The sequence below is a fragment of the Mucilaginibacter lappiensis genome, assembly GCF_900155965.1.
Lineage (GTDB): Bacteria > Bacteroidota > Bacteroidia > Sphingobacteriales > Sphingobacteriaceae > Mucilaginibacter > Mucilaginibacter lappiensis.
Window position 1 is genome coordinate 28,601 of the sequence record NZ_FTMG01000013.1, and the last position, 20,936, is coordinate 49,536.

Here is a 20,936-nt window from a genome sequence, read left to right on the forward strand (position 1 = left end):
GGCCACTAATCTGTAATTATGTATGTAGATATATTCAAATGTAACGAATAATTAACTGAGGTATTATTGTTATTTGATTCCCGCGGATCCCAGTTTATTTTTATATTTACTATAAAACAAACACCTTAAACCAACAATTACATGAAAACACCTGTACTTAATTGTGTTAGCTCCGTTTTAATATGTTCGATGCTTATCCTATCATTTACTTCTGCTTATGCTCAAAATCACGGAGACCCGCCAACTATTAAACCAGGATTACAGATACATCGTGATACGTTAATCAAAAAAATTGCTGAATCGGATAAGGATTTCATTTTTAAACAACAAAAGAACTTAAATAACCTCCCAAACTTTGCTGCTGTTGATGCAAATAAAAGCTCGATTCAATTAATTGGCAAACCAGATGAACTGGTAATAGCAAAGTGGACATTTGTTTTTACACCCGATAATAAAATCAACATGACTGAGCTTGAAAAAATGGCTTGGTTCACTTACTTAATGGGTTATATCAACGGCAAAAATTGGTTTCTTGAAAAAATTGCAGAAGTAAATAAAGACTTTAACAAAGATTTTTCAGATGTCAGAAGTTTTGATGATAACAGAAAAGGTGAGTTTAAATATACTACGCGACCTAAAACGCTTACTTTAACTTTTACAACATGGTAGGGCTTTTCTTCATAAGCTTTTCGCTTTTAAGCCTTTTCCCTTTCAGCTCAAAATTATTACCTTTGCCAACTGTTTTCCAAAAAACAAATAAAATGAGCAAAGCGATTATCAAAACCGAAAAGGGCGATATGACTGTTGAGTTTTTCGACAAAGACGCCCCAAATACTGTTGCTAACTTTCAAAAATTAGCAAAATCAAAATTTTATGACAACGTGACATTTCACCGCGTTATCCCCAACTTTGTTGTACAAGGTGGCGACCCAACCGGAACCGGTGCAGGTGGCTCTGATCAAAAAATTGATTGTGAACTAACCGGCGATAACCAATATCACGACCGTGGTGTGCTTTCAATGGCTCATGCTGGTCGTAATACCGGCAGTTCACAATTTTTCATTTGCCACAGCCGCGATAATACCGCGCACTTAGACCGTAACCATACCGTTTTTGGTAAAGTGGTTGAAAACGTTGATGTGGTTGACGCCATTCGTCAAGGCGATAAAATTTTAACCATCGAAGTAATAGAAGAATAGTGAATAGTGAATAGTGAGTGGTTGATTAAGTTGATTAGTTTAAATGTCGAAAACAGATTAACTACTTAACTCAATCAACCAATCACCTAATCAACCAAAACAAATGAATTTACAAGGAATTGTAGCCGTATCGGGCAAACCGGGTTTGTGGAAAGCCCTGGCGCAAAACAAAAATGGTTATGTGCTGGAAAGTCTTGATGCGCTAAAAACCAAACTGGTAGCCAACCTTTCAACCGCTAAATTAGCGGCACTGAGCGAGATCACCATTTTTGGGGTTGATGATGATATTAAATTGACTGATGTGTTTGAGCAGATGAAAAGCGCTGCCAGCATCCCCGACGCTAAAGCCGACGGTAAAAAATTAAGGGAGTTCTTTTTTGAAGTAGCTCCCGATCATGACGAAGAAAAGGTTTATGCCTCCGACATGAAAAAAGTAATAGCATGGTATCAGTTACTCAAAGATCTGCCACTTTTTAACGAGCTTGATCCAACTGTTGCTCCTGTAGAAGCTGCTGCTCCTGCTGTTGAAGCCTCTGTTGCTGTTGAAGAAGTTGCTGAACCGGCGTCTGCCGCTGCACCAAAAGCAAAAGCTAAAAAAGCTCCGGCAAAAAAAGCATAAGCAATTTGCTTTAAAACAACAAAGCCCCGGTAATAATTACCGGGGCTTTGTTGTTTATCACAAATCGTACTTGTCATGCTGAACGGAGTAAAGCATCTATTCTGCTCTTAGACTATTCAACAACAGATCCTTCGCTACGCTCAGGATGACAAACTGAAATTGTACCTATGCATCCACCGCATCATACACAATAACCTTTTCCCAAAGGTGACTACAGTTCTTAATAAACTCCAGGTGTACGGGATGGGTTTGGTAAGTGGCTTGTCCGGCCAGATCGCTAAAGAACATGAGCTCAGATACCGCCCAGCTGTTATCAACCACGTCGCGTTTTTCGGTGCTGGCTACAACACCTACCTTTATTTTTTTGATGGTTTCAATTTTGGCCAATGTTTTTACGCCGGCTACGAGCTTATCTCGGTCCTCAATTGAACCTGGATTTTTAAGCCAGAAAAACACATGGTGAACTACCGGGAATTCGTCTTTTTGATAATCTGAAGATGGCATGGCTGATGCTGCTATAGTACTGGCCGCCAAAGCAGCCGTAGTGGTTATAAATTTGCGTCTGTTTGATTTCATGACAGGTTAAATAATGCCTTAAATTAATAAGAATTATTTATATGAAACAATCATTATACAGTTATGTCATTGCGAGGAGGAACGACGTGGCAATCTCGTAACTATCTCTTCAATAAGAACGCGAAGAGATTGCCACCCTGCGCTCAGCAATGACATATTAGAATAGTTTCTCCTCCCTTCCCTTACAAACACTCTGGTTGTTTGCAATTTTCATCGGCAAACTCGGGTTCAAAGGTACTGTGGTTTATATCGAGGTGTTCCAGGCGGTGGCGCAGATCGTGTTTAATGTTATCAAAGTCGGTCATTGATTCGGGATTGATCACCAGGTGGGCGGTCAGTGCGTTTTCGGTAGTGCTGAGGGCCCATACGTGCATGTGGTGTACATCAACTACGCCTTTACCTTTCATCAGTTCGGCTTTGATTTTTTCCAGGTCCATTTCGGCAGGTACACCATCCATTTCCAAACGCAGACTATCTTTAAGCAAGCTCCAGGTACCGCGTAATATCACAATACCTATAATTACGCTCACTACGCTATCAATCCAATAGATTTTGGTAAAATAGATGATCAAACCAGATACTACCACCCCAAATGAAACTATGGCATCAACAGCCATGTGCAGGTAAGCGCCTTTTACGTTCAGATCTTTGTCTTTATCTTTTACAAAAAGCCACGCGGTAAAACCATTAATAGCAATACCAATAAAAGCTACCCAGGCCATCGTTCCACCCGATACTACTTCGGGGTTCATAAAACGAACCACGGCTTCATATAAAATAAAGCCTACCGCCACAAACAGGATCAATGCGTTAAAAAACGACACGATAATGGTAGACCGTTTATAGCCATAAGTGTATTTACTATTGGCGCTCACCTTAGTGAGTTTAAAGGCCAGCAGGGCCAGAGCCAGTGAGGCCACGTCGCTCAGATTATGGCCGGCATCGGTTAATAACGACAAAGAATGCGTTGTTAAACCGGCTATTACCTCAACTATTATAAAAATCGAATTCAATATGATACCGACAATAAATGCGGTATTTAAATGATCGAGCTTGGGGGCATGGTCATGATGATGATGACCTGCATGTGAATGATCGTGACCTGCTGACATTTAGCAAAGATAGGATTTTTGATTTGCAGATGTGCAAGTTTCAGATATGCAGATTTTTGTCTTAATCAGAAGTTCACAATTGGTAAATGATGTGCAGATTACTGGAATAAGTCAGAAGCTGCAATAAAAAAATCATTTGCATATCTGAAATCCGCATATCTGATCACTCATGATGATAGGGTTCCCCTTTAATAATGGTATAGGCGCGATAAAGTTGCTCCACAAAAAACAGACGAACCATCTGGTGCGAGAATGTCATACGTGATAGGGATATTTTATCGTTGGCCCGCTGGTAAACAGATTGATCAAAACCGTAGGGGCCACCAATCACAAATATCATATTGGCCGATGAGCTGATCTCCTTTTTATTAATATAAGCCGCAAACTGGGTTGATGAATACTCGATACCTTTTTCATCCAATAATATGAGGTGATCAAGCGGGGTCACTTTTTTAAGTATCAGTTCGGCCTCTTTGGCCTTTTGCTGCTCAGCACTTAAAGCCTTGGTATTTTTTAATTCGCTAATTTCAACCAATTCCAGTTTGGTGTAATGCTTCAGGCGCTTTACATATTTGTCGATACCCTCTTTTAAATAAGCATCTTCTGTTTTACCAACGGTTAAAAAAGTGATCTTCATATATTGAACAAATAAACGTTTATTTAAAATATATGTGTTTATTTAGCCACAATTTTTTTAAACACCAATTATGCAACAAGATATTATTAATGACTATGAGCAACGTGCGGCAATGGCCGGTCTGGAAGCTGGTAAATACAAAAAACTGGCCAATACTTACTCCTTGCTGCGGCTTAGTATCTTCGCGCTTATTGTAGTAGCTATTTATATTGCTGTACAGTTTGATAATTTTAGCATTGTAGCCGCTGCGTTTGTCGTGCTTGTTTTTGCTTTTGCCTGGCTGGTAGCACGTCAAAGCAAGTATGAGCGCCAGAAACAATATTTTGACGATCTGCAAAAGGTGAACCTGAACGAGATCGACAACATACAAACCCGCGCCAGCATTTATAACGATGGAAACCGGTTTGCGAGCGAAAAACATTATTATACTGCTGATCTTGACATTTTTGGCAATGCCTCTCTTTACCAATTGGTAAACCGCACTGCAACTTCAACCGGCAACAATAAGCTGGCACAATGGTTTGATAAGCCGTCGCCTAAAGAGGTTATCCTCCCACGACAAGCTGCTGTTCAAGAGATCGCCACAAAAAATAACTGGAAGCTGGATATTCAGACCCGGCTGTTATTTGCTCTCAAACAGGATGCTAATCAACTACCCAATCTCTTCAAATACCTGCACATGTCCCTGAATATGCCAGGCGAAAAGTGGCTCGACCGTTACACTAAAATTGCGCCTTACCTGTTCACCGGTCTGCTAGTGTTGGCCTGGTTTTTTCCGGTGGTAAAACTGGTGCCAATTTTAGTGGGTATCATCAATATGGGTCTGGTTTTTTCCAAAGCCGCGTACATCACCAAAGCCGATCTGATAGCCGGTAAAATAGGTAATACCCTGGCCAATTATGCCGATGTTTTTGAGCGTATTGAAGAAGAAAAATGGCAGACGGTTTATAATTCCGATCTTGCTCAGCAGCTTGAAGCCAGACAAACATCTAACAAAATAAAAGAATTAGCTTCACTGATCAATAAGCTCAACTATCACCTGAACATGATCATAGCCTTTGTACTTAATTTATTCTTTTTGTGGGATATACGCCAGGTAATAGCTATTGAGAACTGGAAGCGCCAAAATAATGAGAGTCTGGAAGCAGCTTTTGAAGTAATAGCTGAATTTGAAGCATTGCTTAGTTTAGCCGGACTGGCCATCAACTACCCGGAGTGGAATTTCCCACAAATTGACGACAGACAAGGTTACACCCTGACAGCGCAGGGTATGGCACACCCGCTCATAGATACAAACAAGCGGATAGCTAATGACTATGAACTGGATGATGCTTTTAAGATAGACATTATCACCGGATCAAATATGGCGGGCAAGAGCACTTTTTTACGCACCATCGGTATTAATACTGTGCTGGCGCTTTGCGGCGCTCCGGTATGTGCTAAAAGTATGCAGGTATCGGTTATTACGATCATCAGCTATATGCGTATTAAGGATTCATTGAACGAAAGCACCTCTACCTTTAAGGCCGAACTTGATCGCCTGCAAATGTTATTGGCTGCTGTGCAAAATGAGCCTAAGATATTTTTCCTGATAGATGAGATGCTCAGAGGCACTAATTCGGTAGATAAGTACTTGGGCTCGAAAGCGGTAATTGAACAGCTGATCGCTAAAAAAGCAGTAGGCATGGTTGCCACCCACGATTTGCAGATAGCTCAATTGGAAACCAAATACCCTGATTACGTACGCAATTTTTATTTCGATATCCAGGTTAAAGATGGCGAAATGCTGTTTGACTATAAGATCAAACATGGCGAGTGTAAAACTTTTAACGCCTCGTTGCTGCTTAAGCAAATCGGCATCAATGTAGAAGCTGGGGAATAGAGGCTGGAAAATAGATACAAGACTGTTAGAGTCAAGAATCAAGACTAACTTGTTATTATAATAAAAAAGCTCCCGGTCATGTATGATCGGGAGCTTTTTTATTGTCTTGATTCTTGTCTCTTAATTCTTGACTCTAACAGTCTTGTATCTTATCTACCACCAGGTCCACCCTGGCCACCGCTCTGGTCTCCTTGTTTCTGGTCGTCGTTGTTAACACCTTTTTTCTGTTGATTAGGATTGCTGAAGGTAGTTTTACCAAAGCTATAGCTAAACGTTAAACCAAATGAACGGAACGGAAACGCTGTTGAGCTGGTTTGGCTGAAACTTGCGCTGCTGATATTCTGGTCAAAATGTTTGTCGCGGGCAAATGGCTGTACGGTGTTAAAGCCAACGGCCAGTTTCCTTTTCATGAATTGTTTTTTGATACCAAAGGCATAAATACCAAATGCCGGGTTGGTACCTTGTATGGTACGGCGTGCCGAGTTGGTAAAGCCAAACAATTCTGCCAGGAAATCACCTTTAAATTGGTAAGATGCACTTCCGAATGCCGAGAATTGGAAATAAGTACCAATTTTTGAAGCACTGCTGGCAAACTCATCAAATATAGTAGGGCTATAAGTATAACCATTGATACTGGCCCTTATAGTTAAAGGTTTGATAGGGTTTACCGAACCAAAGAAACTGGCACCGAATGAATTGTTACGGCCAATGTTTTGGTATATAGTACGGGTTGCATGAACAGTTTGGTTGCGAATAGTTTCGGTCAAAGTATCGGCAATGCCCTCTATCAGGTCATTAGTTCTTTTGTAATAAACCGAAAAGTTTAATACCGACGATTTGATGAAGGTGTTATAACCTAACTCAACAGTTTGTGAAACCTCAGGAGCCAGGTTAGGGTTACCTACACTTTGATTCTGGATGTTGCTGCGGTTAATGAACGGGTTCAGGAACTGCAGGCTTGGCCTTGTTATACGTTTGCTGTATGATAATTTAAGCGTTTGGTTGCCAAACTGTTTTTGTATAGTTAAACTTGGGATATATGTGGTATAGCTTGACGAAAACGGCTGCAGATTCTGGAACAGGGTACTGTTAGCATCCTGGAATGGGTTTTGCGGATCACCTTTTATACGGGTGTTCTCAACACGGCCACCTGCCAATATCGAATAGCTTTTAGGCAGGGTAATGGTGAACACCGCATAACCGGCATATACATTCTGTGTATAATCATACAGATTGGAGTTTAACGAATCGCGCTGGGCGTTGTTGCCACTGTTATCTGTATCAAATATATCGTAGTTACTATTTATACGGCGTTGTATGGTTTTACCACCGGCTTCAATCTTTAAAACCTTATTTACCGGCAGGGTATAATCTAACTGGAGCGTATACTCATTATTTTTACCATTGTTATCGCCGGTTTGGCTTGGGTTCTGTGCGGTGAATAAGTTAGTATAATCTGTAGTGATAATACTATGGCTCCACTGTCCGGATACGGTTATTTCCTCACCTTCTTTTTTAAACTTGTGGGTATAGTCGATACTCCAGTCAAAACCACCAAAATGGTTGTGAGACATATTTTTGCTGAAATACTGTATCGGTGAAATATGGTTATCGATATTATTAACGCCGCTACCATCAACATTAAAACCACCATCATTCAGCCTAAAGGTACTGTTAATACTGTTATAAGCATTAAACTCATAACCTGCGGTAACGGAACCGATAGCCCCATGCCTTTTAATGCGGCTGCTTGAATTGTTAAAGTTATGAACCAATGGATTACCGGCGGCATCTTTTAATACCTGGTCAAACGTAGTTAACGATGTTTGAGGCCAGGTTAAGTTACCACCCGCATTGATACCTAAACTAAAGCGGTTTTTATTGTAGTTAAGGTTAACGTTACCATTATTTTGACGTGTACCTACACCACCGCTCACCGAGCCGCTTATACCCGATATATTTTTTTGTTTGGTGATGATGTTGATGATACCACCAGAACCTTCGGCATCATACTTGGCCGATGGAGAAGTTACCACCTCGATACTTTTGATCTGATCTGCAGGAATGGTTTTTAACACATCGGATAAATTGGCCGATGTAGCGCCCGATGGTTTACCATTGATCAATACGCGCACGTTTGCATCGCCACGTACCGATACGTTACCGTTGATATCTACCGCTACCAATGGCACTTTTTGCAATACGTCTGTAGCATTACCACCCGCGGAAGTAAGGTCCTTTTCGGCATTGTAAACAATCTTATCGATCCTGTTTTCAATTAGCGGAGCCTCGCCAACCACATTTACCTGTGCCAAAGCATGAGCACCCGGAGCCAGCAATACGTTACCCATTCTATTATCGGGCTTAGATGCTGTTGTGGTTACGGGGTCAATTGTTTTTGAAGGATAACCAATAAAAGATATCACCAGTTTGTAACTACCTGGTTTGATGTTGTCTAATTTAAAATTACCTTTTTCGTCGGTTACCACACCGGTAATAGGCGATTTACCTCCGCTGCGATATAAACCCACAGTAGTGTAATCCATTGGTTTCTTAGTAACTGAGTCAATTACGGTACCCGATATACGGCCCGTAGTTGTCGGTCCGCTCCCCCCCACACCAAACTGGGCTTTCGCCGAAAGTGCAAAACAAAAAAGAGCTATAAGTATGTAAAAACGTTTCATTTATAAGGATTTTCGTAATTGGAGGCGAAAATAGATTAAATGTTACACCACCATCTTCTATTTTTTTAGGAAAATAGCAATTGTCATGTATATGTTACACTAAGAAGGCATTAATTCTGCGTAAACTTTACAATTTTCTTAACCTTGTTAACTACCGGTTTATTATTTATATTCTATGCAACAAAGCAAGAAAATGACATAAAAAAAGTCATGCTGAAATAAGTTCAGCATGACTCCAAATTTTTATGGGTTGAGGCTTAAACCACCATATTCACTATTCTGCCTTTTACTACGATCACCTTTTTAGGAGCTTTTCCGTCCAGGTAGCGTTGTACATCGGCGTTGGCTAAAACAAATTCTTCAATAGCTTTGGGCTCCAGGCTTAGTGATATATTCAAATTCATTTTTGTTTTACCGTTGATAGAGATCGGGTAAGCAAACTCATCCTCCACCAGGTAAGCGCTGTTGAATTTTGGATATGGCGCATATGACAAACTACCGGCCGGGTTACCTAACAAGGTCCACAATTCCTCACAAATGTGCGGGGCGTATGACGATAGAACAATCACCATATCCTGCAGGATGGCACGGTTGTTACATTTCAGGTCGGTTAGTTCGTTAACCGCGATCATAAAGCTGGATACCGAGGTATTGAACGAGAAACGTTCTACATCTTCCTCCACCTTACGGATGATCTTGTGTAACGATTTCAATTCGGCTTTGCTCGGCTCTGCATCAGACACGCTAAACTCCCAGGCTTCGTTATGGAACAAACGCCAGAATTTACGCAGGAATTTAAACACGCCTTCGATACCATTGGTATTCCAGGGCTTGCTTTGCTCCAACGGACCAAGGAACATTTCGTACATACGCAAGGTATCGGCACCGTAACGGCTAATAATGTCATCCGGGTTCACTACGTTGAACTTGGATTTCGACATTTTTTCTACTTCGTGCCCACATATATATTTGCCATTCTCAAGAATAAATTGAGCATCAGCAAAGTCAGGTCGCCATTTTTTAAACTTTTCGATGTCAAGAACATCATTATTTACAATGTTTACATCAACATTTGTAAATTGGTAACCCTTAAACTTCCAAACCCCAGCGTCTGTTAAGTCGGAGTTTTCCTTGAATATATTGTAGATTTCTCTATCGTAATCAAGTTTAAAAGTAGAAACTATCGCTTTTACAGTATCTTCTGAATCTTCAAATATCGTGTCTAATAATGCAGGAAAATAGGATTCTAACTTCTTCAACTTATTATAAGAAATGAACCTTTTTGTCTTTATTAAACGATAAACAAAGTTACTGCGGCCTTGTATCATCCCCTGGTTAATGAGTTTTTTAAACGGCTCTTCCTCAATTACCAGGTCAAGATCTTTTAAAAATTTATTCCAGAAACGGCTGTATAACAAGTGTCCGGTTGCATGCTCGCTGCCGCCGATATACAGATCGACATCTTTCCAGTAAGCAATAGCCTCTTTGGATGCAAACGCTGCATCATTATGCGCGTCCATATAGCGGTACCAATACCAGCTGCTACCAGCCCAGCCCGGCATGGTACTCAATTCATATTCACCTTCCGGGTGCTTCCAGCCTTCGGCTCTGCCCAATGGAGGTTCGCCGGTTTCGGTTGGCAGGTATTTATCCACTTCGGGCAATAACAATGGCAGGTGTTGCTCTTCAATTAAATGAGGCAAGCCATCTTTAAAGTAAACCGGCACGGGTTCGCCCCAGTAACGCTGACGGCCAAATATGGCATCACGCATCCTGAAGTTCACTTTGGCTTTACCAGCGCCAATGGCTTCCAGTTTGGCTATCACCGCGGCTGTTGCTTCTTTATAAGCAAGCCCGTTCATAAAGTCGGAATTGATATACTTGCCTTCCTTGGTCGGGTCGGCTTCCGTTTCAATATTTTGTATGTCGATAATAGGTACTATCGGCAGGTTAAAATGCTTGGCAAACAAATAATCACGCTGATCGCCTGATGGTACAGCCATTACAGCGCCAGTACCATATCCTGCCAACACATAATCAGCAATCCAGATTGGGATCCTTTCATTATTTAATGGATTCAGCACATAGCTGCCGGTAAAGGCACCTGATACGGTTTTAGCGTCAGCCATCCTGTCCAATTCTGATTTCTTTTTGGTTTGAGTGATGTACGCGTCAATATCCGCCTTTTGCTCAGGCGTTGTCAATGCAGTTACCAACTCATGTTCTGGTGCGATCACCAAAAAAGTAACCCCAAAAATGGTATCAACCCGGGTAGTGAAAACTTCGATGAAACGAGCCCCCTCTAAATCTCCCCCGGTAGGGGAGACTTTTTGATTCTCTTGCTTTTCAAAAGCCCTCCCTTCCGGGGAGGGTTTGGGTAGGGCTTCAATAGGGAATTTTACGCTTGCACCAGTACTCTTGCCTATCCAGTTGCGCTGCATTTCTTTGAGTGGCTCTGGCCAGTCAATGGTATCCAGGCCTTGCAACAGACGTTCGGCATAGGCGGTGATGCGCATACTCCACTGCATCATTTTCTTTTGTTCTACAGGGTAACCGCCGCGCTCACTAAAGCCATCCTTCACTTCGTCATTAGCCAATACGGTACCTAAAGCAGGGCACCAGTTTACGGTGCTTTCGCGCAGGTAGGTTAATCGGTATTTTAACAGTTCACTTTGCTGTTCGCGGTTGCCCAGGGCTTTCCATTCATCAGCGGTAAAGCTCAAAACTTCTTCGTCGCATACGGCATTAATACCGGCTGAGCCTTTTTGCTCAAAATGTGCAACCAGTTTAGCAATAGATTCAGCCTTGTCCGTATCCTTATTATACCAGGAATTAAACAGCTGCATAAAGATCCACTGCGTCCACTTATAATAATCGGGCGAGCTGGTGCGTACTTCCCGGCTCCAATCAAACGAGAAACCAATCTGATCCAGCTGGCGGCGATAGGTGGCGATATTGGCATCGGTAGTTATAGCAGGGTGCTGCCCGGTTTGTATGGCATACTGCTCGGCAGGTAAACCAAAGCTATCGTAACCCATAGGGTGCAGCACATTAAAACCTTTTAAACGTTTATAGCGTGCAAAAATATCAGAGGCAATATAACCCAGCGGATGGCCCACATGCAGCCCCGCACCAGATGGGTAAGGGAACATATCCAGCACATAATACTTAGGTTTGGCGCTTTTATCTTCAGCTTTAAAGGTTCCGTTCTGGGCCCAAAACTGCTGCCACTTTTGCTCTATATCTTTAAATTGATAGTCCATTTTATTGTTTACACGTATGAGGTTGCGAAATTAAGAAAATACCTATTAGTTTGGTAGTTTATTGATGCTTTGTTTGTTATGTCCTGCGGATAATTTGATCCTGAAGGTGGGCGAGTCTCTGATTATCCCTATAAATTAATTTGATTTCCCATTTCCTTAATTCATTGATAATAAGTTAAATTTACACAGAACACCAAACCTTTATTATGAAACAGTACCCCAAACTTAGCCTTTTACTATTTGCCTGTATCGCTATTGGCTATTCGGCTTGTATCAAATCCGCAAACAATAATAACAAAAGCAATCCCAGCACGGTAAGCACCAAGGTGGTAAGCAGCACTGTTGCGATGAACCTTAAACAGATATTGTATGGCGAATATGGTTCGTTCAATATTGCAGATGGTGCTAATATGCCCGACAATATGGATCAAAACCACAAAGGGCGCCTGAAAGTACAATCAACCCACAGTCCGGATTGCGATTTTAAAATAGATACGGCTTTTCAGTTTTCGCTCGATTTAAGCGACACCGCCAAGTTCAGCATCTGGAACAAGATCAAGTATAACGTACAATGCACCGGCAGCTCGCTTTCGGGTATCAGTGTATATGATAGTTTGTACGTATCGATCACTTCAAATGACTATATCGTACTAACCAAAAGCGGCGAAACACTCAATATGAAGCTATTAACACCAGGCAATAAAGATTCGCAATTGTCCATGACCGGCTCTATGAATGTTTACACCAATTTACAGGCCAAAGCAACAGCATCAAAAAAAACTATTTCCAGCTATAATTACTCGTTCACCTCGCTTATTATCGACCCAACAAAAGAAGGGGATATCATCAGCGGCTCGGCCAGCTTTGCCACCAAGGGCAGCGGTGCCGATGGTACGTGGGATTATAAGGGCACTATTCAGTTTTTGGGGAATCACCAGGTAAAAATAGTAATCAACGGGTCAACCTATACCTATGACCTTCAAACAGGGCTTGCGGTATAGTAGATTATCTACCCAATCAAAAGCACAAAAAACCCACCTAAAAAGCGGGTTTTTCTATTATATATATTTGAGTTTAATAGATATTAATTCTCTGCGTAAACGGGTTTGGCAATACCGTTATCGTAGGCTTTCAAGTTTTTCTTCAGCAACTTGCGGGCTACGTGGATGCGGGTTTTTACAGTACCGATCGGGATATCCAGATGATCGGCAATTTCGTGGTATTTGTGACCTTCAAAGTACATGGTGAAGGGTACATAATAATCTTCTGGTAAGCGGTCAAGCGCTCTTTTGATATCGTCCATCACAAATTTTGCCTCGCCCTGATTTTTTGTCGAGCTGTACACCAGGTTTGGAGAAGAGATTTCATCAGACTTGGTAACAAAGGTGCTCATTTTAACAAAACGGCGATAATTGTTGATGAATGTATTTTTCATGATGGTATATAACCATCCTTTTAAATTAGTACCCTCTTTAAACTTATTGTAATAAGTTATGGCCTTCAACATTGTATCCTGGACAAGGTCGTTAGCATCATCTGCGTCATGCGTAAAATGAAGGGCGTAAGACCTTAATGAACTTGCCTGACGTAGTACTAGGGTGTTAAACTCAATCTTTGTCATTTTGTTAAAGTTTTGTATCAACTCTTAGGCAACCTTGATGCCACTTAAAAATTAATTTGGGGACTGCGACAAAGACAAAAGAGAATTTTGACAAAAATTACAAGTGTGTAAATATTACACTATATAAACAATTAACATACTGAAAAACAACTTATTAATTAGAATACTAAGCCTAAATGAAAAACCAATGAAATTTAATTTCGTAACAAGAATGTTATACTATTGACGCAAAACGAAAGCCAAAGTTTAATTAGAATAAAATTATTTAACTAATAATATTCACCTCGCGTTGTAGCATAACGCCAAATTTAGTGTACACACTGTCTATGATTTGCGACGAAAAACTGTACACTTCTGCACCCGTAGCACCACCATTGTTCACCAATACCAGTGCCTGATTTTTCCACGTACCCGTATTTCCTACCACTTTTCCTTTCCAGCCACACTGTTCAATCAACCAGCCGGCAGCTAATTTGACGAGGCCATCGCCACCCGGATAATTAACCACATCCGGAAATTTTGCCTGGAGCACGCCAAACTCTTCCACGCTGATCAATGGATTTTTAAAGAAACTCCCCGCATTACCTATAGTTGATGGATCTGGCAGTTTAGATACCCTAATATGTGATACTACATCCGACACATCTTTTATAGTTGGCATGGTGATACCCCGGTTAGCCAGTTCCTGCCCTATGGCGCCGTATTGTGTATTGATATCAGGAGTAAGGGATAATTGAAATTTTACCGACACGATAATGTACAAGCCCCGCAATTCATTTTTAAATACACTTTCGCGATAGCCAAATTTGCAATCGGCTTTGGTAAATGTTTTAAAAGTACTGGTGGCAATTTCAAAAGCACGGCAGCTTAAAAAGGCATCTTTCAGCTCCACCCCGTAAGCCCCGATGTTTTGGATAGGCGATGCACCCACCGAACCGGGAATCAGGCTCAGATTTTCGATACCTGCATATTCACGGGCTACGCAAAACTTTACCAGGTCGTTCCATACCTCGCCGCCACCGGCCTCTACAAAAACATCGTTATGACTGATACGGTGCTCAATACCGCGGATATTCATGCGGATCACCAGCCCTTCAAAATTACTCACCAGCAGCAGGTTACTGCCACCGCCCAGCACCAGCCGCTCAATTTGCTGCCATTGCGGATCGGCAAACAGTTCCACCAGTTCGCTCTCATGCGCTATCTCCACAAAATAACGGGCATAAGCGTCGATACCAAAGGTGTTAAAATTTTTGAGCGATACCTTTTCCTGTATTTGCAGCATATTTTTTGATTTCGGATATCGGATGTTCGATGTCGGATTTATTGGGGCGAATTTCGGAATTTTATTTTACTCTCACCCCTACGCTAGTGAATCAATAGAGGATGTAAAAACTTTTTAAACCTTAAATTTTAACACTTTTCGACTCAAAAACGGCTAAAAACAGGCCCAAAATCACTCAAAAACCATCGATTTTAACACTTTTTAACAAATTTTAACACGATTGTGATGCGTTTTTAAAACTTTAAAAAGTATTAAATAATTGACTATCAAATAACTACTTACAAAACACCCTATTTTTTGTCCCTTTTATCCTTTAATAAAACGGCCCGGTGTACTGATAAACAGTACACCGGGCCATTCCTTATGGTAAATATACGAAATTTAACAGGCAATATCAAACCCGGGCGACTGAAGCTTCACGCTTAGCTGATACAAATACTTTCGATAGCTTTTTGGAAAGCGGTGTCCTTTAATCCCTGTATAGCCAGACCTTCCACACGGAATGAGGTAATATCACTCAAGCCAATAAAGCTCAATATAGTTTTCAGGTAAGGTTCTACATGATCGGCTGGGCGCATGGGCCCTTCCGAATAAACAGCACCTGATACCAGGGCCAGGTAAACTTTTTTCCCCTCGATCAATCCTTGCTGGTTTCCCTTATCATCATATTTAAAAGTAAGACCAACTCTGATCAAATGATCAATCCATGTTTTCAGGGTAGAATGAATACCGAAATTATACATCGGCGCCCCGATAACTAGGATATCCGCCTCTTTAATTTCCTTTATTACTTCATCAGAATGAATAATAGCTTCCAGGTTTTCGGGGGTTCTGTATTCCGGTGGTGTAAAAAAGGATGTAATATGCGCTTCCTCCAGGTGCGGCAGCGGATTTTCCAGTAAGTTACGTTCTTTAATTACACTACCCGGGTAGGTTTGCCTGATTTTTTCAATAATAGCGTTTCCCAGTTGAATGCTTACAGAACTTTGTCCGTTTGCGCTTGATATGATATGAAGTATCTGTTTCATTTTAATTTTGGTTTGGTAGGGTTAATACAAAGTCTTTCATCGTTGTTTAATTTGTTGTTTGCCTTGATGACGACTGTAAGTTGGGAATGGGGACAAATGCCAAAATAAGAGGGTGTCAGCCTAAGCTCCGTCGAAGACTCGTGCGCAGAAGCCTGCCCACCATGGTTCGACGAGCTCACCATAACACCCTAAAAATAACCCTCCGGACGGATTTATCGCCGGGAGGGTTAAGATCAAATCCGGTAGTAAATAAGAGATGTGTAGTATCTCTGCTATTACGCGCTCTTCCGTTTGATACCCACAATGGCCATAAGCATTGCAATAACTCCTATCCATTGCAGCAAACTTATATGTTCGCCCAGGAAAAACCAGGAGCAGCACATGGCCACCGGGAACTCCACCGTCATCAGCACCGAACTTTTAAAATGACCCGTTTTGGGTATCCCCGAAGCAAATAAAAGCGGCGGGATAATGGTACCAAACAAAGCCAGGAACATCCCCCATTTCAATAGCTGTATATTAAAATGGTGAACAGCTAATAATTGATGACCCGTAAAGATGATTAATGAAATAGCCGAGCCCATGATCATGACTGAGCTTTTCATCAAGGAACTGACCGCGTATTTTAACCTGCTATTGATCAATATAAAAACAGCGTAGAACACTGCTGACAATAAGCCATAGCATATACCCATTGCGGGCAGATGACTATTCTGCGTACCCTGCACCCCGCTGGCTATAATGGTGGCTATCCAGATGATGCCTATAATGATGAACTGAATGGCCGCTGGCTTTTTATTAAAAAACAGCCACTCCAGTAATATGCCGATCCAGGTGAACTGCATGAGCAGTACAATGGCCACAGAGGCCGGGATGTATTTTACCGAAAGATAGTATACATAAGAAGTCATACCGATACAGGCACCGGTAAGCAATAAATAAAGCCACGCTGATACGGGTATCGACATGGCTTCGGGCTTTTTATAATATCCCTGAATTAATGTTAATGTAGTTAATACGATAAAACCGATGGAAGCCTGGGTAACACTCAGCTCCTCGATGGTGTAGCCGGCCTGGTAAGCCAGTTTTACAAAAGTAGAAAGTATGCCGTAGCTGCATGCCCCGGCAAATACCATAAACATATATTTGTTCATTGTTGCGGTTGAAATAAGAAAATAGAATGAATGGCTAAAAAATAAGATAGCACGAAACAACCGCCTGTAGCAGGAATGTATTAAAGCTGTTTTTACAGTAATAACCGGTTGCCTTGCTTAAGCAACAACTACTGGTGGAGGAAGAACTGTTTTGAATTGTAACATGATGATATGATAATTACAGCCGCAATGTAGGTATAATAGTATTTGAAGTCAAGGGATGAATTATTTTGATATAAGAAATGCCAGTTGCAGAAACCCCGTCCTCCCATTCCCGGGGGAAGGAATCGCACTATGGCCTGAGCTTTTTTAGCTTTCGCAGTCGCTCGACTGGATTTATAGTTTATTGCTGTTTGTGTACGTTACACGTGCGGTATCGCCCTTAAAGAAATCAAATTTACAGTCTGTACCATTAACTGTTGCATATAATAATACTGCATGACCTTGGGCATCTTTTAATTTATACGTGAACTCTTTAACATGTAAAGTGGAATCTAAAACTCTTTCAGAGACAGAAGCAACAGTGTAGTTCTGTGGCTCAAACCCTTTCGTCTGCTTGATTCTTACGCCATTGGCCGAGAATTCAATTATTGAGGATATTTCCTTGGGACCATATTGATCATCCTTTCCGGCTTTCGAGTTGTAAACCCATTTGATGTAATGATTACTGACGAAGTTGCCATTCAGACCTTTACCTATCCTCACCAAATAAAAACGCTCCAGGGTACCCAGCCTTCTGGTTTTGATGATGAACGGCAAGATTATGTTTTCGCGGGGATAATTATAAAACGCCTGTACTATCCGGAAATTGGTGTGGTTCTTTTCCAGTTCGGCCTTTAATCCGTCGTCAATCAGGATAAGGGCCTTACTGTGCGCAGCAGCCTGGGCCATACTCATAAAAGCTACCGGCTGATGGGTGTAAAAATCGAAAGCGTTGGGTACGTCAAAAGCGGCTATGATCTCATCGTTAGGATAATGCTGGTTGATGTATTCGGCTGCATGAACATCGCCTTTAAATTTTAATAGCGTGGGGTAAACTACGCCCATCAAATAAACATTAACCCATAAACCTATTACAGCGGTTAATAAAACCAAGGCCCTTTGCCGGTTGCCGCTGTTTTTATAAATGTACAGGGTAATACCGGTGAGCAGGATACAAAGCGATACAAATACCGGCCAGCGTTCGGGCTCGAAAACAAAATTGAGCACGGTTACCGCGATGATGAGCAAGGTCACAATGGTATATTGAGCTATGGTAAAGAATTTACTTTTGTTTTGGATCACCTCCCGGATAGAGCCCGCCGTGATGATGGCGAAAAAAGGGAACAGGATATTGGTATAAAAGGGCAGCTGAAATTTGGAGACCGAAAATATCAACAGCATGATTACTGAACCGCTGATGGTGATATACTCGGGCAATTTTACCCCTTTGATCATTTTACCAATATGCTTGATCAAAGCGCAATAAAACAACAGCATCCATGGCGCAAAAGCCCATAGCAGCGTATGCAGAAAAAAGAACACGCTCCCGTGACTATTACGGATAAAGCTATTGTTATTGAAACGACCGAACTGGCTATCCCACAAAAACCAATGAATACCAGATATACCTGTTTTGCCAAACACCACTTTTTCGGGGTGTATATCAAACTGTATATATAAGGTATAAATTTCGGGCAGCGTAAAAGTGGCCACCAGTATAAAGGCCAGCAGCCATTTCCAATGGAACAAGCTTTTGATATCTTTTTTAAACAGGTAATCGCCTATAATAGCGCTGCCGATGGGGATGAGCAGGTAAATACCTTTGGTCATGACCGCACAAGCGGCAAACAGGGCGCCTAGCAAAATATCGGTCCAACCAAAACGCTCTTTGAGTTGATAAAAATGATATATAGCGCCCATCAGCAAACCCATGATATACGGCTCGGCCCGCACGTCGGTGTTTGACATGAGTACATGCTGCGCGGTAAGTAATATCAGTGTGGCGATCAGCGAGGTTTCCAGATCGTAAAATTTGCGGGCCAGTTTATAGGTATACGCCACCGACATCAGGAAAAACAGCAGGGCCGGTAATTTATAAGCGATGGTATTGATGCCAAAAATCTTAAAACTGAGTGCAGCCATCCAAAACGGAAAGTGCGGTTTATCCAGCCAGTCTTTGCCATGATAAATCAGATCGGTAAAATTATTGCTTTGGGCCATGCCCCGTGCAATCACGCTGTACAAACTCGGATCGTCGGTAAAATAACGGATACCAATACCGGCTATATTCACCAATATGGCCAATGCCAGCACTATGATGTATGGCTTTTTATACGCGGGAGATAAAGTGGTTGCTGAACTATTCACCGGAGATATTTAGGGTACAAAATAACACATTATAATATTATTACGCTGTTGTGTGATCAAGATTCTTTGAAAATTTGGCCTTTTTCAAATTTTAAAAAACTTAATATTTTTGTCATCCTGAGGCACGAAGGATCTATTAACAAGCTATGAATTGCTGCTAATAGATGCTTCACTGCGTTCAGCATGACAAAATAAGGCACAGGAGATTAAAAATCTGCACTATTTTACTCCTTCCAGGGCAGGTATTTGGGCGATGCTTCTTTCAAGGTCGGGCTAACCGGGTTCAGTGTTTCGCCATTCAACACCTTTTCATAAAGGACCAGATAGCACTGCGCCATTTTTTGAACGGTAAAATGCTCTATGGCATAATCATGGCAATGCTGGTTGTTAAAAGTATCAACAGATTTTAGTCCGGCTATCAGTTCCTGTTTGCTGTTACTCAGCAGGCCGACCTCGGCGGATACCAGTTCGGGTAATGATCCGTAAGGCGTGCCGAAAACCGGGCAGCCAAAATAAAGGCTCTCGATAATGGCCAAACCAAAAGGCTCGTGCCATAAAACTGGGAACAATAAAGCTTTGGAAGCATTCAACACTACCGACTTTTGGTTATTATCAACCATGCCTTTAAAGCTTACATTTAAATTGGGCGTAAAACGCAGTCCCATTTTCAGGTTTAAACGCGTGCCGCCCAATACTACCAGCTTATTGTGGCTTTGGGTGGCTATATCAATAGCGCCCTTTACATTTTTAACGCGCCAGGCTGCTTTGGCCAAAAAATGAGTATGCGTACGTTTTTGCTGCAGATTGGGCTTAGGATAATCGTCAGGATCAAGACCGTGGTGTACAAACGTGGTAGAACCATGCCGTGCCGCATGATTGGCCGATACAAATACCGAGTTTTGATCCAGCACTTGTCCAAAGCCCGGGTTGTTATGCACATTAATCAGGTATGGCTTTTTGGTAAAACCACTTACCTGGAAATGAAAATGCACCACATCCACATCATCAGGCATCTGCTGGTTCATGTCGACAGCAGGATCATACACCAGTACCTTCGCAAAGGGACAGGCAGAGCCCGCGCTTACCAGGTAGGTAACCTCATGCCCAAGGCGGTTAAATTCTTTCCCTAACCACCAGATCACTCTTTCGGTACCGCCGTATTTGGCAGCCGGTATCACGGTATTGTTAACTATTAATATTTTCATGCAGGCGATGAATGTAAGCGCCCGAATTTCGGAATTTTAATTTGGATTGAGTATTTCTGAAATAGATGATCTATTAAACCAACACCTTGCAACAAATTGATTTTTTTTCAAATATTGACTTTTACAGGCATTGTACATAAAAACAGCTACGCAAACGTTTGATAAATCAATAAAACACATAATTGGGTCGCTTTTTAAAGAAAAATCACCCAAAAAAATCATACAAACAGCATAAATCACTTAAATAAGATAAATATAACCTCATTTAATTTTACTAATTTTCACATTATCAATACAATCTACCAACTTTTTTAATTATTTT

The 20,936-nt window shown here is 41.5% G+C and carries 16 protein-coding genes; 5 read left to right on the forward strand and 11 right to left on the reverse strand.

Annotation, left to right across the window (positions count from 1 at the left end; all coding sequences use genetic code 11):
• The first annotated feature begins 141 nt into the window (after positions 1 to 141).
• The 3 genes from BW976_RS20940 (at position 142) to BW976_RS20950 (ending at position 1,818) form a co-directional block, all read left to right on the forward strand.
• A complete protein-coding gene (locus BW976_RS20940; RefSeq protein ID WP_139332373.1) occupies positions 142 to 669 on the forward strand; it encodes a hypothetical protein in 528 nt (175 codons plus the stop codon).
• A gap of 92 nt (positions 670 to 761) precedes the next feature.
• Positions 762 to 1,199, forward strand: coding sequence for a peptidylprolyl isomerase (locus tag BW976_RS20945; protein WP_076376394.1), 438 nt, complete (start codon positions 762 to 764; stop codon positions 1,197 to 1,199).
• Positions 1,200 to 1,302: 103 nt separating this feature from the next.
• Positions 1,303 to 1,818, forward strand: coding sequence for a DUF5606 family protein (locus BW976_RS20950; RefSeq protein ID WP_076376138.1), 516 nt, complete (start codon positions 1,303 to 1,305; stop codon positions 1,816 to 1,818).
• A 165-nt stretch (positions 1,819 to 1,983) separates the two neighbouring features.
• Here the strand turns inward: BW976_RS20950 and BW976_RS20955 are convergent, their stop codons facing one another.
• The 3 genes from BW976_RS20955 to rlmH form a co-directional block, all read right to left on the reverse strand.
• Complete coding sequence (locus tag BW976_RS20955) at positions 1,984 to 2,394, reverse strand: Dabb family protein (RefSeq protein WP_076376139.1); 411 nt, start codon at positions 2,392 to 2,394, stop codon at positions 1,984 to 1,986.
• Positions 2,395 to 2,576: 182 nt separating this feature from the next.
• Positions 2,577 to 3,506 carry a cation diffusion facilitator family transporter gene (locus BW976_RS20960; protein WP_076376141.1) on the reverse strand — a complete coding sequence of 310 codons (930 nt, stop codon included), beginning with the start codon at positions 3,504 to 3,506 and terminating at the stop codon, positions 2,577 to 2,579.
• Positions 3,507 to 3,669: 163 nt separating this feature from the next.
• Entirely contained in the window at positions 3,670 to 4,143 is a 474-nt protein-coding gene (gene rlmH, locus BW976_RS20965; RefSeq protein ID WP_076376143.1) for a 23S rRNA (pseudouridine(1915)-N(3))-methyltransferase RlmH, read from the reverse strand.
• Positions 4,144 to 4,213: 70 nt separating this feature from the next.
• Here rlmH and BW976_RS20970 point away from each other — a divergent pair, with 70 nt between their 5' ends.
• Complete coding sequence (locus BW976_RS20970) at positions 4,214 to 6,025, forward strand: MutS-related protein (RefSeq protein WP_076376145.1); 1,812 nt, start codon at positions 4,214 to 4,216, stop codon at positions 6,023 to 6,025.
• A gap of 149 nt (positions 6,026 to 6,174) precedes the next feature.
• Here the strand turns inward: BW976_RS20970 and BW976_RS20975 are convergent, their stop codons facing one another.
• Together BW976_RS20975 and BW976_RS20980 are read right to left on the reverse strand one after the other, a co-directional pair.
• Positions 6,175 to 8,709, reverse strand: coding sequence for a TonB-dependent receptor (locus tag BW976_RS20975; protein WP_076376147.1), 2,535 nt, complete (start codon positions 8,707 to 8,709; stop codon positions 6,175 to 6,177).
• A gap of 257 nt (positions 8,710 to 8,966) precedes the next feature.
• Complete coding sequence (locus BW976_RS20980; RefSeq protein ID WP_076376149.1) at positions 8,967 to 11,972, reverse strand: leucine--tRNA ligase; 3,006 nt, start codon at positions 11,970 to 11,972, stop codon at positions 8,967 to 8,969.
• Between the two features lie 206 nt (positions 11,973 to 12,178).
• On the opposite strand from BW976_RS20980, the gene BW976_RS20985 reads away from it, so the two are divergent.
• Entirely contained in the window at positions 12,179 to 12,973 is a 795-nt protein-coding gene (locus BW976_RS20985) for a hypothetical protein (RefSeq protein WP_076376151.1), read from the forward strand.
• An 83-nt stretch (positions 12,974 to 13,056) separates the two neighbouring features.
• Here BW976_RS20985 and BW976_RS20990 read toward each other — a convergent pair whose 3' ends face one another.
• From BW976_RS20990 to BW976_RS21015, 6 genes are all read right to left on the reverse strand, one after another.
• Positions 13,057 to 13,593 (reverse strand): RNA polymerase sigma factor, encoded by a 537-nt coding sequence (locus tag BW976_RS20990; RefSeq protein ID WP_076376152.1) that lies wholly within the window; start codon positions 13,591 to 13,593, stop codon positions 13,057 to 13,059.
• A gap of 265 nt (positions 13,594 to 13,858) precedes the next feature.
• Complete coding sequence (gene murB, locus BW976_RS20995) at positions 13,859 to 14,878, reverse strand: UDP-N-acetylmuramate dehydrogenase (protein ID WP_076376154.1); 1,020 nt, start codon at positions 14,876 to 14,878, stop codon at positions 13,859 to 13,861.
• A 422-nt stretch (positions 14,879 to 15,300) separates the two neighbouring features.
• Positions 15,301 to 15,906: an FMN-dependent NADH-azoreductase gene (locus BW976_RS21000; protein ID WP_076376156.1), complete on the reverse strand. Its 606-nt coding sequence runs from the start codon at positions 15,904 to 15,906 to the stop codon at positions 15,301 to 15,303.
• 275 nt (positions 15,907 to 16,181) lie between these two features.
• A complete protein-coding gene (locus BW976_RS21005) occupies positions 16,182 to 17,060 on the reverse strand; it encodes an EamA family transporter (RefSeq protein ID WP_076376158.1) in 879 nt (292 codons plus the stop codon).
• A gap of 336 nt (positions 17,061 to 17,396) precedes the next feature.
• On the reverse strand, positions 17,397 to 19,409 hold the full coding sequence (locus BW976_RS21010) for an ArnT family glycosyltransferase (RefSeq protein WP_076376160.1): 2,013 nt from the start codon (positions 19,407 to 19,409) through the stop codon (positions 17,397 to 17,399).
• Between the two features lie 224 nt (positions 19,410 to 19,633).
• A complete protein-coding gene (locus BW976_RS21015; protein ID WP_076376162.1) occupies positions 19,634 to 20,614 on the reverse strand; it encodes a glycosyltransferase in 981 nt (326 codons plus the stop codon).
• Positions 20,615 to 20,936 lie beyond the last annotated feature (322 nt).